The sequence below is a fragment of the Rhodanobacter ginsengisoli genome, assembly GCF_042657065.1.
Taxonomy (GTDB): Bacteria; Pseudomonadota; Gammaproteobacteria; order Xanthomonadales; family Rhodanobacteraceae; genus Rhodanobacter; species Rhodanobacter ginsengisoli.
This window is the reverse complement of the sequence record NZ_JBHSNF010000003.1, coordinates 20,055-35,628: the sequence shown is the minus strand read 5'-3', so window position 1 is coordinate 35,628 and position 15,574 is coordinate 20,055. Positions and strand designations below refer to the sequence as shown.

Below are 15,574 nucleotides of genomic sequence, written 5' to 3'. Positions count from 1 at the left end.
AAACCATATATATTGTGTCGAGCCAGCAAGTCATTGTCGGGCTGGCTCCCTTAATCTTGGAGCAACGTCATGACGGCTGGACACTTGAACAAATTGCATTTGGATCGCGTGCGGCTCCAGAACCCCTACGCGCACGCTGAACAGATCCATCGGGAGGAGGTTCGCCAGCCGCTACGCCGTCGGCCCCGACCGCTGAGCACCTCGGATCGAGCCGTTGCGGCGGCCGTGGCTCAGGTTCACCGTCAGCTGTGGCACCGGCGCCGGGAATTTTGGGGCGACCAAGTGCCCGCCGATGCGGTCAAACTGCTCAACGTAGGACACGCCCTTAAGCTGCACGGTTATCAGCTTTCCTATGTAGCAGACGTCGGTCAGCACGCAGGACGAGGAAATGATCTGGAGGTTGCCGGTGTTATTGATCGGGATCGCCGCGAAGTGCGAATCTCTCCGACGCTTCCGGAAGCGGTTCAGCGCTTCACTGCCGGACACGAGCTGGCCCATGCCGTGCTCCATCCGCACGCCGGCGGTATCCATCGGGACCGCCCCATTGAGGGGTCTGCCCGCTCCAGCGATCCGCAGGAACGCGCTGCCGATCGGTTCAGCGCCTTCTTCCTAGTGCCCGAAAAGCTCCTTGCCGCCCGCTTTTTGGCGGTGTTTCACACCGAGGTGTTCGAGCTCAACGACCTAACCCGGATGGCGCTGGGACCGGCCGCCGAGCCATTCCAAGGGAAGCGCGTCCCCAGGTGGATTCTAGCCCGGACACTCGCTGGCCTGGGCCGCTACAACGGAGAAGTATTCCCGCCCCTGGCGACACAGTTCGGCGTTTCCATTTCGACTATGGCAATCCGACTGGAGGAGCTGGGCTTTGTTGCGGGCTAGGCAAAGCAGGATGCCGCCCCATGTGGTCATTTGTGTTTAATAAACTCGGCCACTTTTTTTTGCGGTTACCTTGGTTACCTTTTTTGATCATACGGCGATAATTACCGCATACGTACATTTGAACCGCATGCTGCGCAGATCGGAAACACAATCACATAGCGCCAACTTGGCAAAGAATGGCAAAGACTCCTTGGAGCAGCCACGAAGTATGGCAAGAACAACTTCGGCCTGTTCGGCGTTGGCGCAGATATAGTCCCAAATTACAGTAAAAGTGGGATCCGCTTTGTCTATATATAACCGCACCTTATCACGAAAGGATGCGTCATTATTCAACAAAGCTATTGCATTCTTTGCTTGATAAAATAAGTGACTGAGTGACCCAGATCCACCGCCCCACGGCTTAACGCAAATCAGCTCACCATTCTGAGTAAGGAGATCGCACACCTCGAACTTACTGGAGCCGCCGCCGTGCGGAATAAGTTTCTTATCCAACAACATGATGTGGCCGCCCGATGCCATGGCTGCACGTTCATTGAAGGCTCCTTCATGCTCAGAAATAGTCGAACTCGGCAACACCAATGTTGCATGCGGAATTTCGGTCACCCGCTTATTGGTTGCGTCGACGAAATCGCGGTTTAAAATAAACCACTTCCCTGAATGAGCAAGGTAAACTTCATTTTTATACTTAACTATTCCATGAAGACACTGGAAAACTGGCCAGCTATCGTTCTCGAGGCCCCCTTGACGGAAGGCGTAGATCTTTCGATTATTTAGATCGTCGACTGTAATAGTGTGGCCATCTGCAGATGCGGCAGATGCGTACTCCACCCACTGGCTAAGTTCCAAATGATTCGCACAGGGCGCTTGACCTTTTCTCTTCCGCTCAAAGGAAAAATAGTCGTGATCATCCCAGCTAAGAAGATCGGGAACTGACAAGGTGATACCAACATCCTTCTGGGTCACTAAGTGCGAGAGCTCTTGAGCAAGAATCGGCTCGATAGAGGAGTTGCGAAGAGGAGCAATATTATCAACCCAAGAAAATCGCTTCTTGTATTCATCCATTGCGTGGAGCTTAAGGCATCTGGACAAGAACGCAGTTAAATATTCAGTTGATAGATCGATCGACGTCTTAAATGCGTCTGCGCCCGCCACCCAAGCACCAAAGCCAAGATCTGAATCAATCTTGGCCTTCACCCCGCGAAGAAGATCCTTCTCGATGTTCATACCGAACCGGGAGATTCCATCGCTATCGGGTATTTGTTCGATTGCCTGAAGCGACTCCTCAGCTATTCGATCGCGCCTAATAGCGCGAAGAGATCGCTCTTCCGCTAGATTTAAGACGCACCTGATCCCGAAATTCGGCTCAACAGCCGATATTTTAACTTTCTGCCACGCATGGCCGAACGTAAGCGCAAATAACCGACCATTCGCTTCAACCAAGAGGATGGCCGAAATAGAAGCGCTCTTGAGGGCATCAGGAGCTTCTTTGGCTAAAGCAAACAGGCGCGCAAGCCAATCTGGCGAACCGGACATTTGGCCATAGTGGAGAACTGCGGTCTGCTCATCTCCGACTTTAATCTCAACTGATTGGGTCATCCCTCCCATATCTACATGTTCCTTTGCGAGGCAGGGATCACCTTTCAGGAGATATATATTGAGAGCAAAGCGCGCTTCTTGGTGAGCTCCAGTAACCACAAACCTGCCTCCTTGGCTGTTCGGAGAGTCCTGCAGCCAGGCTATTCACCAAGGAATGCCTAGCAGTAGTAACTCACCCGCACTTCGAATACCCACAATTCAGACAAGTCTGGCACCCGTCCATCAGCACCAGCGCTTGCGTATTGCACTTCTGGCACAGCATCGCGCCCTTCGGGAAGCCCGAGGACTCGGAATCGTCGGCCGCCGCCTGCCCCGCCTCGGCAACCACCTTCTTCGCCCCGGCCGCCTCGTACGCCTTGCGCTTGTCGGCAATCAGCTTGCGGGTGGCGTCGTCCATCTCCGGGTCGTGGATCAGGCCGATGTTCTTCATGTGCTGCTCGATCACCGCGCCGATTTCGGCCACGATCGAGGGCATGTAGACGCCGCCGGCCTTGAAGTAGCCGCCGCGGGGGTCGAACACCGCTTTCAGCTCCTCCACGATGAAGGTGACGTCGCCGCCCTTGCGGAACACGGCGGACAGGATGCGGGTGAGCGCCACGATCCACTGGAAGTGGTCCATGTTCTTCGAGTTGATGAACACCTCGAACGGGCGGCGCAGCTCGTGCGGGGTACCGGCGTTGAGCACGATGTCGTTGATGGTGACGTACAGCGCGTGCTCGAACAGCGGCGACTTGACCTTGAAGGTGGAGCCGACCAGGGTTTCCGGCCGCTCGACACTCTCGTGCATCTGGATCACTTCGGCCTGCTTCACTTCGGCATGTCGCGGGTCTTTCGGCGCGGCGGCGACCGGGGCGGCGGCAACCTTGTCTTCGGGCTTGACCACGTTGTAGCCGGTGATCTTCTTGTCGATCTTGATTGCCATGGGCTTGCTTCTTTCGGTAGGGATGCCGGGGCGGACACGGCGTGTGGCGTGGAAAAACATCCGGCCCGGCGCAGCGCCGGGCCGGATGCGGTGTGGCTTACTTCTTCCTTGCGGCCGTCTTCTTCCTGGCGGCGCCGGCCTTTTTCACGGCCGGCTTCGCTTTCTTGACAACGGCCTTCTTGCTGGCAGTGGACCTCTTGACCGTCTTGGCGACGGCTTTCTTGCTGGCGGACTTCTTGACTGCCGCCTTCTTCGGTGCGGCCTTCTTGCTGGCCGTCTTCTTGCTGCTGACCTTCCTTGCGGGCCTGGCGACGGCCTTCTTGACCGCCTTCTTCGCCACTTTCTTTGCCGGCGCCTTCCTGGCGGCCGCCTTCTTCACGGCTTTCTTCGGCGCAACCTTCTTGGCTGCCGCCTTCTTCGGTGCGGCCTTCTTCACGGCGGCTTTCTTGGGCGCAGCCTTCTTCGCTGCCGCTTTCTTCGGCGCGGCCTTCTTGGCAGCGGCCTTCTTCGGCGCCGCCTTCTTCACCGCGGCCTTCTTCGGGGCGGCCTTCTTGGCAGCCGCCTTCTTCGGTGCAGCCTTTTTCGCGGCGGCCTTCTTCGGTGCAGCTTTCTTCGCCGCGGCCTTCTTCGGTGCTGCCTTCTTCGCCGGCGCAGCGGCGGCGACCGGTGCGGCGGCGGCAGGCACTTCGGGCAGGACCGGCAGGACCACGGCGGGTGCCTCGGTGACTGCCGGTGCGGTGTTGCTCACTTCATTTTCGTTGTCGATGGACATGCTGGTACTCCCCCTCCGATGGACGCGCTTGAGTTGCCGCACGCGTGGGCGTGCGACGGTTCAGAACTTGTCGTGAGCCTTGCTTCAAACCATCGAAGAGGACTCACGACATACCGTGAGCCTTTCTTCCAGGGCACCAAAGAGGGCTCAGAACTTGCCGTAATAGCCTTCCTTCAAGGCATCGAAGAGGTTGGCGGCGGAGTGCATTTCGCCGTCGTATTCCACCTGCTCATTGCCTTTCAGTTCGACAACGCTACCGTCTTCCAGCTCGAAGCGGTAGAGGGTGTTTTCAAGATCGGAATCCTTGACCAGCACGCCCTGGAACGCGGCGGGGTTGAAGCGGAACGTGGTGCATCCCTTCAGGCCCTGCTTGTAGGCGTAGAAGTAGATGTCCTTGAAGTCTTCGTAGGGGTAGTCGGTGGGCACGTTGGCGGTCTTGGAGATCGACGAATCGATCCATTTCTGCGACGCGGCCTGGATGTCGACGTGCTCTTTCGGGCTGATGTCGTCGGCGGCAACGAAGTAGTCCGGCAGCTTGTTCTCGACCTCGTCAGTGGCCGCCTTGGCATTGGCGTTGATCAGGGCGCGGTAGGCCAGCAGTTCGAAGCTGAGCACCTCGACCTTTTCCTTGGACTTCTTGCCCTCGCGGATCACGTTGCGCGAATAGCTGTGGGCGAAGCTGGGCTCGATGCCGTTGCTGGCGTTGTTGGCCAGCGACAGCGAGATGGTGCCGGTGGGCGCGATCGAGCTGTGGTGGGTGAAGCGCGCGCCGGTTTCGGCCAGCGCCTCGACCAGGTTCGGCGCCACGCTGGCGATGCGCTGCATGTAGCGGCTGTACCTGGCGTGCAGCACGCGGCCGGGGATGGAGTCGCCGATCTTGTAGCCGTCCTTCACCATTTCCGGGCGCTTGCGCAGCATGTCGCCGGTGACCGTGAAGTCGCGCAGCAGGATCGGCGCAGGGCCTTTCTCGCGCGCCAGCTCCAGCGCCATCTCCCAGCCGGCCACGGCCATCTCGCGCGACACTTCCTCGGTGAACGCGACCGCCTCGGCGCTGCCGTAGCGGTGCTTGAGCATGGTCACGGTGGAGCCCAGGCCGAGGAAGCCCATGCCGTGGCGGCGCTTGGACATGATCTCGTGGCGCTGTTGCTCCAGCGGCAGGCCGTTGATCTCGACCACGTTGTCGAGCATGCGGGTGAACACCTTGACCACCTCGCGGTACTCGTCCCAGTCGAAGCGGGCCTTGGGCCCGAACGGGTCGCGCACGAAGGTGGTGAGGTTGACCGAGCCGAGCAGGCACGAGCCGTACGGCGGCAGCGGCTGCTCGCCGCACGGGTTGGTGGCGCGGATGTGCTCGCACCACCAGTTGTTGTTCATCTCGTTGACCTTGTCGATCAGGATGAAACCGGGCTCGGCGTAGTCGTAGGTGGACACCATGATCATGTCCCACAGGTGCCGCGCACGGATGTGGCTGTAGATCTTGCAGGCGACCAGGCCGTCCTCGCGGTCGACGTAGTTCTCGTGGGTGGGCCACTCGCGCCACACCACCCTGGTCGGATCGGTGAGGTCGATCTCGTCCTTTTCCTTGACGTGCACCGGGAACACCAGCGGCCAGTCCTGATCGTGCTCGACCGCTTCCATGAAGCCGTCGGTGATCAGCAGGCTGAGGTTGAACTGGCGCAGCCGGCCGTCCTCGCGCTTGGCGCGGATGAATTCCTTGACGTCCGGGTGGCTGATGTCGAACGTGCCCATCTGCGCGCCGCGGCGGCCGCCGGCGGACGACACGGTGAAGCACATCTTGTCGTAGATATCCATGAACGACAGCGGGCCGGAGGTATGCGCGCCGGCGCCGGAGACGTAGGCGCCGCGCGGGCGCAGGGTGGAGAACTCGTAGCCGATGCCGCAGCCGGCCTTCAGCGTGAGGCCGGCCTCGTGCACCTTCTCCAGGATGTCGTCCATCGAGTCGCGGATGGTGCCCGAGACGGTGCAGTTGATGGTGGAGGTGGCCGGCTTGTGCGCCAGCGCGCCGGCGTTGGAGGTGATCCGGCCGGCGGGGATCGCGCCGCGGCGCAGCGCCCACAGGAAACGCTCGTACCAGTGGCCGCGCAGCTCGTCGCTGGTTTCCACGTCGGACAGCGCGCGCGCCACGCGCTGGTAGGTCTCGTCGATGGTGGCGTCGACCGGCTCGCCGGACTTCGCCTTCAGACGATATTTCTTGTCCCAGATGTCCAGCGACGCGGGTTGCAGCGGGATCTCCACGACGGCATCACGACCTGTGGCTGAATGGGTGGCTGGCGCACGCAGTGTGCTCATCGGCTTCCTGACCTCTCGGTATGGCCTCACGGCCCCCGTTGATTTTTATTTGATACGACAGACGTCGTTTCTGCTGTGTCTGCGGCGGCCGGCAGGGGCGGAGAATGGCTCCGCGCCCTGTGCGCCACAGGTTTCCGACGACAACGACTCCCCCTCAAGAGTGTGGCGGTCGGCACCAGTGCTAGTCTCGGCGCCGGTGCTCAAGCACAAGATGTTGTGGTTGGTATCGGGTAGGCAAGTTAACCCCGACGGCGCTGGAAGTAAAGTACCTACGACAGCATTTCGCATCGACGGAACCGTCGCGCCGCGGATCGGTCGAACCAGCGCCATCGACATCGCTTGCGGAGGAATTCCATGTCGCCACGCCCTTCCCGCCGACTGCCCCGGCTGACCGGTTTGCTGGCCGCCGCCGTGCTCGCGCTCGGCCTGCTCCCGTGCACCAGCCGCGCCGCCACGCTGCCCGCCGCGATCGACGGCCAGCCAATGCCGTCGCTGGCGCCGATGCTGACGCGGGTGACCCCGGCGGTGGTGAACATCTCCACCACCACGCGGGTGGCGGTGCGCGATGCGTATTTCGACGACCCGATGGTGCGCCAGTTCTTCGGCCTGCCGGACACCCCGCGCGAGCGCACCGAGCAGAGCCTGGGCTCGGGCGTGATCGTGGACGCGGCCAAGGGTTACATCCTGACCAACAACCACGTGGTCGGCGGCGCCGACGACATCAGCGTGACCTTGCAGGACGGGCGCACGTTCAAGGGCAAGCTGATCGGCACCGACCCGGGCACCGACGTGGCGGTGGTGCAGATTCCCGCCGAGCATCTGCAGGCGCTGCCACTGGCCGATTCGTCGCAGTTGCGCGTGGGCGACTACGTGGTGGCGGTGGGCGAACCGTTCGGGCTGGGCCAGACGGTGACCGCGGGCATCGTCTCGGCGCTGGGCCGCTCCGGCCTGGGCGATTCGAGCTACCAGAACTTCATCCAGACCGACGCCTCGATCAATCCCGGCAATTCCGGCGGCCCGCTGGTGAACCTGCGCGGCGAACTGGTCGGCATCAACACGATGATCTTCTCGCCCTCGGGCGGCAATGTCGGCATCGGCTTCGCGATCCCCAGCAACCTGACCAGCGAGGTGATGAAGCAGTTGATCGCCACCGGCAAGGTGCAGCGCGGCAGCCTCGGCGTGCAGACCCAGGCGATCACCCCGCGGATCGCCCAGCTGCTGAAACTCAGCGACTCCAGCGGCGTGGTGGTGACCGGCGTCAGCGACGACTCGGCCGCCGCGCACGCCGGCCTGCAGCCGGGCGACGTGCTGACCACGCTCGACGGCAAGCCGTTGCACAGCGTGCAGGAACTGCGCAACGCCGAGGGCCTGCTGCCGCTGGGCAGCACGGTGCACCTGGGCGTGCTGCGCGACGGCCAGCGGCGCGATGTGAGCGCCACGCTGACCGCGGAAAAACTGGCCAGCGTCGACGGCGGCCAGCTCGATCCACGCCTGGCCGGCGTGCGTTTCAGCGAATTGAGCCAGAGCCAGCGCAGCGACGGCTGGTACGGCGTGGCGATCAGCGCGGTGCGACCGGGCAGCCGCGCCGCCCGCGCCGGCCTCACCGCCGACGACGTGGTGATCGGCGTGGGCAACCAGCGCATCACCAGCCTGCGCATGCTGCGCGGCCTGGCCGGCGTGCACCTGCGCCAGCTGGTGCTGGTGGTGGCGAATGGCGACGGCAGCCGCTATGTGCTGATCGACTAGGCGCCCGACGCGGTGCCGGGCCGCAAAAGCGGGCATGGGTCGCTCCCCGGCCGTGTTCCCGCGCACAGCTTTGGCCACTGCCGCCGCGCAAATGCATGAAACAGCTTGATGTTCTGTATTCAGGCCGATGGAATACCCTAGTCGAGTTCACGGCGGGTGTGCCCACAAGGCCGCATACTCGCCCCATCACCTCATTACCAAAGATGCCGGGGCTTTCCACCATCATGTCCGCACGTATTACCCGCCTGCTCTCCGTCGCCCTGATCGGCGCCTGCCTCACCACCACCGCGTTCGCCCGCAGCCACCCGCACGGCAAGGCCGGCGCATCGGCAGGAGGTGGCGGCAGCCTGATCTGGCGCGGCGATGACGCCACCGCCGACGGCGTCGTCGACGAAGTGGCCCAGGCCTGGGAGAGCAGCGGCCACGGCCATGTCGTGATGCAGCCGTTCAACACCGCCTCGGGTCTCGATGCGGTCAGCAACGGCAGCGCCGACCTGGCCGGCAGCGCCCGTCCCGCCGATGGCAGCGCGCAGAACGCGAACCTCACGTTCACCCCGGTCGCATGGGACGCGCTGGTGATCATCACCCAGGCCTCCAACCCGATCCGCGGCCTGTCGCTGAAGCAGGTGCACGACATCTATTACGGCAAGATCCACAACTGGAGCGAGGTCGGCGGCCGCAATGCGCCGATCGACGTCTACGCGGTGGCCAGCCCCGGCGATGGCGTGGAATACAGCCTGCGCAGCCTGCTGTTCGGCCGCGGCAACCAGCCGGTGGCCGCGCCGCGGTTGTACGTCAACACGCGCAAGCTGCAGGAAGGCATCTCGCTGAACCCGAACGGCATGGGTGTGGCCACCCTCACCAGCATCCGCGGCGATGCGAAGCTGAAGGCGATCCCGATCGACGGCAAGCCGGCCACGGTGGCCAATATCGCCGACGGCAGCTACCCGCTGTTCACCACGCTGTATCTGGTGACCAACCCGAATGGCCGCAAAGCGGCACAGGCGCAGGCCTTCGTCGACTTCATGCAGACCGATCCGGGCAAGGCCGCGTTGCGCCGGCATGCGGTATTGCCCTACCAGGACGGCCGCGCGCTGGTGGCGATGGACGATTCGCGCCGCGACAGGATCCTGGCCGAAGTCGGCGCCCGCGCCCGTTCCGGCCCGCGGATCTCGGCACCGGGCGCGACGTATGCCGCCCGCGTCGCCATCGCGCCCACCTCGCCCGATACGGTGGCGGCGCGCATGGAACTGGAGCGTCGCCGCGCGGCGGCCGCCGACAACGCCCGGCTGAGTCGGGTCAGCGGCAGCGTCAGCGACAGCACCGTCAGCAGCGTGTCCCATGCGCACGGCTCGGCCACCACGGTGAGCCGCACCCGCGGGCAGGCGTTCGGCAAGGTCCGGGCGAATGCGGGCCAGACCAGCACCACCTACAAGGTGGTCAAGGGCGACACGCTGGGTTCGATCGCCAAGCGCCATGACGTCGAAGTGACCCAGCTGCGCAAGTGGAATCACCTCCGCGACGACCAGATCAAGCTCGGCCAGACGCTGCTGGTCAGCGAACACTGAGCGAGGCAGCGCCGGCGTGCCGATACTCGCACTCACGCTGGATCTGGACGACACGCTGTGGCCGATGCTGCCGGCGCTGGAACGGGCCGACCAGGCCGTCGATGCGTGGCTGCAGCAGCACCATCCCGAGGTGGCGCGCGCGTGGCCGATCGAGGCCATGCGCGAGTTGCGCGCCCGGGTCGCCGCCGAGCGGCTCGACCTGGCGCATGACTTCACCACCCAGCGCCAGCTCACCCTCGAACATGCGTTCGCCAGTTGCGGGATCACCGAGGCACCGGTCGCGGCGCTGTGGGAAATCTACTTCGCCGAGCGCAACAGCGTGGAGCTGTATCCGGACAGCCTGCCGGCCCTGCGGCGGATCACGGCACACTGGCCACTGGCCAGCCTGACCAACGGCAACGCCGACCTGCAACGCATCGGCATCCATGCCCATTTCAGCCATCACATCTGCGCGCGCGACAGCGGCGTGGCCAAACCCGACCCGCGGATCTTCCGGGCCGCCGCGGCCTTGCTGGGCGTGGCGCCGGGGCAGATCCTGCATGTCGGCGACGACCCGCTGATGGACGTGGTCGGTGCGCGCGAGGCCGGCCTGCGCACGGCGTGGATCAATCGCGACGGCCAACCCTGGCCGACCGAACTGGGGGCGTCGCCCGAGCTGGACCTGCCGGACCTGATGGCGCTGGCCGACTGGCTCGACGCCCAGCCGGCGCGGACCTGAAGGCCCCGCACGCGGGCAATCCGCAGGCAAAACGCGCATGATTGGCGATTGACTTCCATCAAGCCGGTGCCGTTCGCGGCACCGCCAGCCAGAAGGATTGCGCATGTCCACCCTGATCGAACGCCAGCCCGGCGACCGCCAAAGTATCGCCATCGAGACCACCGACGCCGCGCACTACGCGGCGACCCGGCGGCGGCTCAGTGCGCCGCAGCGGCGCGCGCTGGCCGACAGCGGCTTCGCCCCGACAGCGGGCAGCGTCGCCCTGCTGAACGATCCGGCCGGCAAGCTGGTGCGCGTGCTGGTCGGCGTCGATGCACATGATCCGCTGGCGGCGCTGGCCGCGCTGCCCGGCAGCCTGCCCGAGGCGCATCACTACCATCTGGCCGCCGAAGGCGTGCTCGACGACCCGCTGCAGGCGGCACTCGGCTGGGCGCTGGGCGCGTATCAGTTCAATCGCTACCGCCAGCCCAGGCGTGCGCCGGCGCGGCTCGCCGTGTCCGCCGCGGACCTGCGCCAGCTGACCCCGCTGGTGCAGGCGACCGCCCAGGTGCGCGACCTGGTCAACACCCCGACCGAGGACATGGGGCCGGCACAGCTGGCCGCGGCGGTCAAGCAGACCGGCAAGCCGTACAAGGCGAAACTGCGCGAGTGGGTCGGCGACGAGCTGCTCAAGGCCAACTTTCCGACCATCCATGCGGTCGGTCGCGCCAGCCATCGCGCACCGCGCCTGATCGAGCTGAGCTGGGGCAGGAACAGCGATCCGCGGCTGGTGGTGATCGGCAAGGGCGTGTGTTTCGACACCGGCGGCCTGAACCTCAAGGGCGGCGACGGCATGCGCAACATGAAGAAGGACATGGGCGGCGCCGCCCATGCGATCGCGCTGGCCGGCCTGATCATGCAGGCGAAGCTGCGGGTACGGCTGACCCTGCTGATTCCGGCGGTGGAGAACGCGGTGGCCGGCAACGCGCTGCGCCCGGGCGACGTGGTCACCACCCGCGCCGGCCACACCGTGGAGATCGACAACACCGACGCCGAGGGCCGCCTGGTGCTATGCGATGCGCTGGCCTACGCCGCCGAGCAGAAACCGTCCCTGATCGTCGACTTCGCGACCCTCACCGGGGCCGCCCGCGTGGCGCTGGGCCCGGACCTGCCGGCGCTGTTCGGCAATGACGAGGCCCTGACCGCCGGGGTGCTGGCCGCCGCCAACGCAGTCGGCGATCCGCTGTGGCCGCTGCCGCTGTGGCGGCCGTATCGCCGCATGCTCGACTCCGCCGTGGCCGACTTCACCAACAGCGGGCCGTCGCGGCACGCGGGGGCGATCACCGCCGCGCTGTACCTGGAGCGCTTCGTGCCGGACGGCATGCCGTGGCTGCACCTGGACACCTATGCGTGGAACGACAGCGACCGCCCCGGCCGACCGCGCGGCGGCGAAGCGATGGGCCTGCGCGCGATATTCGCGTTCCTGCGGCAGCGCTTCCAGCCCTGACCGGCCCGGCGGGCCGGCGGATGGCGAAAAAAGCAGCGCTTCGGCGCTGTTTTTTTTGGGCGATGTCGAAGGCTCTTGCGGCTTAACATAAAAGTGTTACGGAATTGTTGTCTTTGAGCCCGTCACCGTGTGATGCTAGGCCCGCTCTTTGCTGGTGCTGGCATGCCGTAGCCCTCGCTCTTGCGTACGGTTTCTGCGTTGTCGGCGCCGGCCAGGGGTCCGGCCAGCACCGTATTCGAGGGAGGGACGACTCGGAGCGGGCGATCCGACCGTGGAGGAAGGTCGGTCCGAAACGCTGACGGGGGAGACAAACGATTTTGCGCACATGCTGGCCGCTGGCCTCTGCACGCCATCGACAGCTGCGGGAACAACGAACACCTGGTTCATGACATCACCTGAAGATCACTCTCGATACCTCACCCGGCAACATCGATCGTTATAGGCGCCACAAACACCTACACGGGGCACGGGCAAACGGCGGGGCGCACGGCAAACCGCTCGAGTCCGCAGCACCCGGATCACATTTGAGAGCAGTTCAAAGCCGATATCTCCCGCCTGCAAGACGCATCCCACATTACGGCGGACTTGCCAGGCAAGACTCTTCCACAGGGGATAACGCATGAAATCCACCATCGGGGACAACACATGAAATACAACCAGAATCATCTGTCATTGGCTGTTCGGCTGGCATTGGGCATTGGCTTCATCACCTCGGCCGGCCTGGTCCAGGCACAGCAGGCCAGCAGCGATACCTCCAGCACGGCTCAGACGGAGACCAAACCCGCAGCCAGCGAGGCCAAGACCCTCAAGGCCGTCGTCGTCACCGGCTCGCTGATCCGCCGCGTCGATGCAGAGACGGCCAGCCCGGTGGTGACGATCGATCGCGCCGCGATTTCCAACGCCGGCAATCCGACCCTGGGCAACGTGCTGCAGCAGATGCCCGCCATTTCCGGCAACGCGACCAACACCCAGAACAACAGCAACGGCGGCGGCGTCGCCAGCCCCTTGCTGGAAGGTGGTGACGGTGCGGCACGCATTTCGCTGCGAGGCCTCGGCGTCAACCGCACCCTGGTGTTGATCGACGGCCAGCGCATGGCCAATGCCGATGTGAACATGATCCCGCAGAACATGATCGAGCGGGTCGACGTGCTGGCGGAAGGCGCCTCGACGGTATACGGCTCCGACGCCATCGGCGGCGTGGCCAACTTCATCCTGCGCAAGGACTACAAGGGCGCCGAAGCCAGCGTCAACGGCGGCATCTCCAGCCATGGCGACGGCCAACGGCGCGGTTTCAGCCTGACCGCCGGCACCACCGGCGACAATTTCAACATCGTCGGCGGCGTCGACTACAACAAGTACGATGCCGTGCTCGCGACGAAGCGCAAGTACTCCGCGCACCAGCTCTATCTGTCGAGCGGCGTGGCCCAGCCCGCCGGTTCCAGCACCATCCCGACCGGCAAGATCCAGACGCCCGCGTCGATCGCCGCCAATCAGGCCGGCACCTGCCCGACCCAGTACATCACGCTGGCATCCGGCAACGGCTCGAGCGTGAGCGACTACCGCTGCGACCTCGGCAGCCCGGACGCATACAACTACAACGCCTACAACTACATCCAGACCGCGCAGCAGCGAACCGACGCGTTCGTGCTCGGCAGCTACAACCTGACGAGCAACCTGACGTTCTTCTTCGACGGCTTCTTCAATCACACCCAGTCGAGCGGCCAGGATGCACCCGCGCCGACCGCGGCTGGTGTCCACAACGACGGTTGGTACGTTTCGAAAGACAACCCGATCAATCCGTTCGGCGTCACGTTCGGCACGGACCCGGCCAACCCGAACGATCCGATGAGTGGCTATGGCTTCAACACCCGCCTGACCGGCCTCGGCACCCGCCTGCATACCTACAGCACCAAAAACGTGCAGGTCAACACCGGCTTGCGCGGCACGTTCGGCCAGAGCAGCTGGGCCTGGGATGCGTCGATCGACTACGGCCATGCCAATCGCCTGCAGCGCGACTACAACGAGGTCAACATTGCCGACTTCCAGGCGGCAATCAACAGCGGCGTGAACATCTTCGACCAGGCCAACCAGACGGCCGCATTGAAGGCCGGCGTGGATACCCCGGTGTATGTCTATACCAATTCCATGAAGCAGGTGGCGGTCAACGCCAACGGCGAACTGTGGGATCTGCCGGCAGGCACCATGCAGCTGGCCGTCGGCGGTCTGTACCGCAAGCGGACCATGAACTACACGGTGACCAGCGACGCCATCCTCAACCTCGCCACCGGCAATTGCGCGGTACTGCAGGAAGCTTGCGGCTCGCCCGGCCGCGGCAGTGACAACGTCAAGGAGGTCTACGCCGAATCGCTGATTCCGCTGCTGTCGCAGCAACCGTGGGCGTATTCGTTGAATGTCGACCTGGGCATCCGCACTTCCGACTACAGCACCACCGGCACCTCCACCAACAAGAAGATCGCCGTCGAATGGCGACCGATCGAAGACCTGCTGGTGCGCGGCACGGTGTCCGAAGTCTTCCGTGCGCCGAACCTGGATGAACTCTACGACGGCGTCACCCTGGTCCAGCCGACCCTCAACGACCCCTGCACGCATCTCTCGGCGGCCGAGCTCGCCCAACATACCGCTGCCTGCCAGTACGTGCCCGTCAACTGGGCCGGCAACTCGCCCGCCCAGGTCAATACGTATTACGCCGGCGCCCATACGGTCGGCGCCACGCTCAAGCCGGAACGGGGCAAGTCGATCGACTTCGGCCTGGTCTACAACCCCAGCTGGCTGGAGGGCGCCTCGACCAGCATCGACGTATGGCACATCTATCTGCAGGACCTGCTGACACCGATCGCGGCGGACACCGTGGTCCAGGCCTGCTTCAACAACAACAACAGCCCGCTCTGCCCGCTGATCAGCCGCTTTGACAACACCACCCAGCAGCCGGGTCAGGTGCTGGTCATCAACACACCGGTGGTGAACCTGGGCACCCTGAGCACCAGCGGCGTCGACTTCACGCTGAACTACAACCTGCCGCATTTCAACCTCGGCAGCATCGACCCGGGCCGATTCAAGGCCGGCCTCGCCGCCACCTACCTGTCCAGCTACAAGAACAATGCCACTCCCGGCCTGCCCGGCGCGCGAGCGATCGATTACGCCGGCACCTACACCTTGCAGTTCGGCAACATCACGCGCTGGCGCAGCACGCTCACGCTCAACTGGCTGAAGGACAACTGGAGTGCCCAGTGGCAGGGGCGCTACATCAACCATGTGACCAACCTGCGCGCCGATGTCGGCAACGGAAACGACGCGCCGATGGCTTCGGTGCTGTATCAGTCGCTGCAGATCGGCTATGCGGTGCCGTCGATCCACACCAAGTTCGACGTGGGCGTGGACAACCTCAGCAACAAGGCGCCGCCGCTGGTCTACCAGAACGGCGGAAACTACAACGTGGACACCGCCACCTACGACGCGCTCGGCCGCTACTACTGGGCACGGGCCACGGTCAGCTTCTGATCCGCTGACCACGCAGGAACGTTCCAGAGCAACCCGAGGGGCCGCGAGATACTTTCGCGGC

The 15,574-nt window shown here is 64.1% G+C and carries 10 protein-coding genes; 6 read left to right on the top strand and 4 right to left on the bottom strand.

Annotated elements, in window-relative coordinates; genetic code table 11:
* The first annotated feature begins 84 nt into the window (after nucleotides 1-84).
* On the top strand, nucleotides 85-876 hold the full coding sequence (locus tag ACFPPA_RS13540) for an ImmA/IrrE family metallo-endopeptidase (protein WP_377320777.1): 792 nt from the start codon (nucleotides 85-87) through the stop codon (nucleotides 874-876).
* An 87-nt stretch (nucleotides 877-963) separates the two neighbouring features.
* Here ACFPPA_RS13540 and ACFPPA_RS13535 read toward each other — a convergent pair whose 3' ends face one another.
* The 4 genes from ACFPPA_RS13535 to ACFPPA_RS13520 all read right to left on the bottom strand — a co-directional run bounded on the left by ACFPPA_RS13535 (nucleotide 964) and on the right by ACFPPA_RS13520 (nucleotide 6,476).
* Nucleotides 964-2,571 (bottom strand): DUF6119 family protein, encoded by a 1,608-nt coding sequence (locus tag ACFPPA_RS13535; RefSeq protein ID WP_377320775.1) that lies wholly within the window; start codon nucleotides 2,569-2,571, stop codon nucleotides 964-966.
* A 73-nt stretch (nucleotides 2,572-2,644) separates the two neighbouring features.
* Nucleotides 2,645-3,394, bottom strand: coding sequence for a TSCPD domain-containing protein (locus ACFPPA_RS13530; protein WP_377320773.1), 750 nt, complete (start codon nucleotides 3,392-3,394; stop codon nucleotides 2,645-2,647).
* Between the two features lie 97 nt (nucleotides 3,395-3,491).
* The gene (locus tag ACFPPA_RS13525; RefSeq protein ID WP_377320771.1) at nucleotides 3,492-4,079 is read right to left on the bottom strand and encodes a hypothetical protein; all 588 of its coding nucleotides are present in this window, start codon (nucleotides 4,077-4,079) and stop codon (nucleotides 3,492-3,494) included.
* 234 nt (nucleotides 4,080-4,313) lie between these two features.
* On the bottom strand, nucleotides 4,314-6,476 hold the full coding sequence (locus ACFPPA_RS13520) for an adenosylcobalamin-dependent ribonucleoside-diphosphate reductase (protein WP_377320769.1): 2,163 nt from the start codon (nucleotides 6,474-6,476) through the stop codon (nucleotides 4,314-4,316).
* 354 nt (nucleotides 6,477-6,830) lie between these two features.
* Between ACFPPA_RS13520 and ACFPPA_RS13515 the strand changes: the two genes are divergently transcribed.
* From ACFPPA_RS13515 to ACFPPA_RS13495, 5 genes are all read left to right on the top strand, one after another.
* Complete coding sequence (locus ACFPPA_RS13515; RefSeq protein ID WP_377320767.1) at nucleotides 6,831-8,222, top strand: DegQ family serine endoprotease; 1,392 nt, start codon at nucleotides 6,831-6,833, stop codon at nucleotides 8,220-8,222.
* Between the two features lie 224 nt (nucleotides 8,223-8,446).
* Nucleotides 8,447-9,790: a substrate-binding domain-containing protein gene (locus ACFPPA_RS13510; protein ID WP_377320765.1), complete on the top strand. Its 1,344-nt coding sequence runs from the start codon at nucleotides 8,447-8,449 to the stop codon at nucleotides 9,788-9,790.
* A gap of 16 nt (nucleotides 9,791-9,806) precedes the next feature.
* Nucleotides 9,807-10,508, top strand: coding sequence for an HAD family hydrolase (locus tag ACFPPA_RS13505; protein WP_377320763.1), 702 nt, complete (start codon nucleotides 9,807-9,809; stop codon nucleotides 10,506-10,508).
* A gap of 103 nt (nucleotides 10,509-10,611) precedes the next feature.
* The gene (locus ACFPPA_RS13500; RefSeq protein ID WP_377320761.1) at nucleotides 10,612-11,994 is read left to right on the top strand and encodes a leucyl aminopeptidase family protein; all 1,383 of its coding nucleotides are present in this window, start codon (nucleotides 10,612-10,614) and stop codon (nucleotides 11,992-11,994) included.
* A 645-nt stretch (nucleotides 11,995-12,639) separates the two neighbouring features.
* The gene (locus ACFPPA_RS13495; RefSeq protein ID WP_377320759.1) at nucleotides 12,640-15,513 is read left to right on the top strand and encodes a TonB-dependent receptor plug domain-containing protein; all 2,874 of its coding nucleotides are present in this window, start codon (nucleotides 12,640-12,642) and stop codon (nucleotides 15,511-15,513) included.
* Nucleotides 15,514-15,574: the final 61 nt, after the last annotated feature.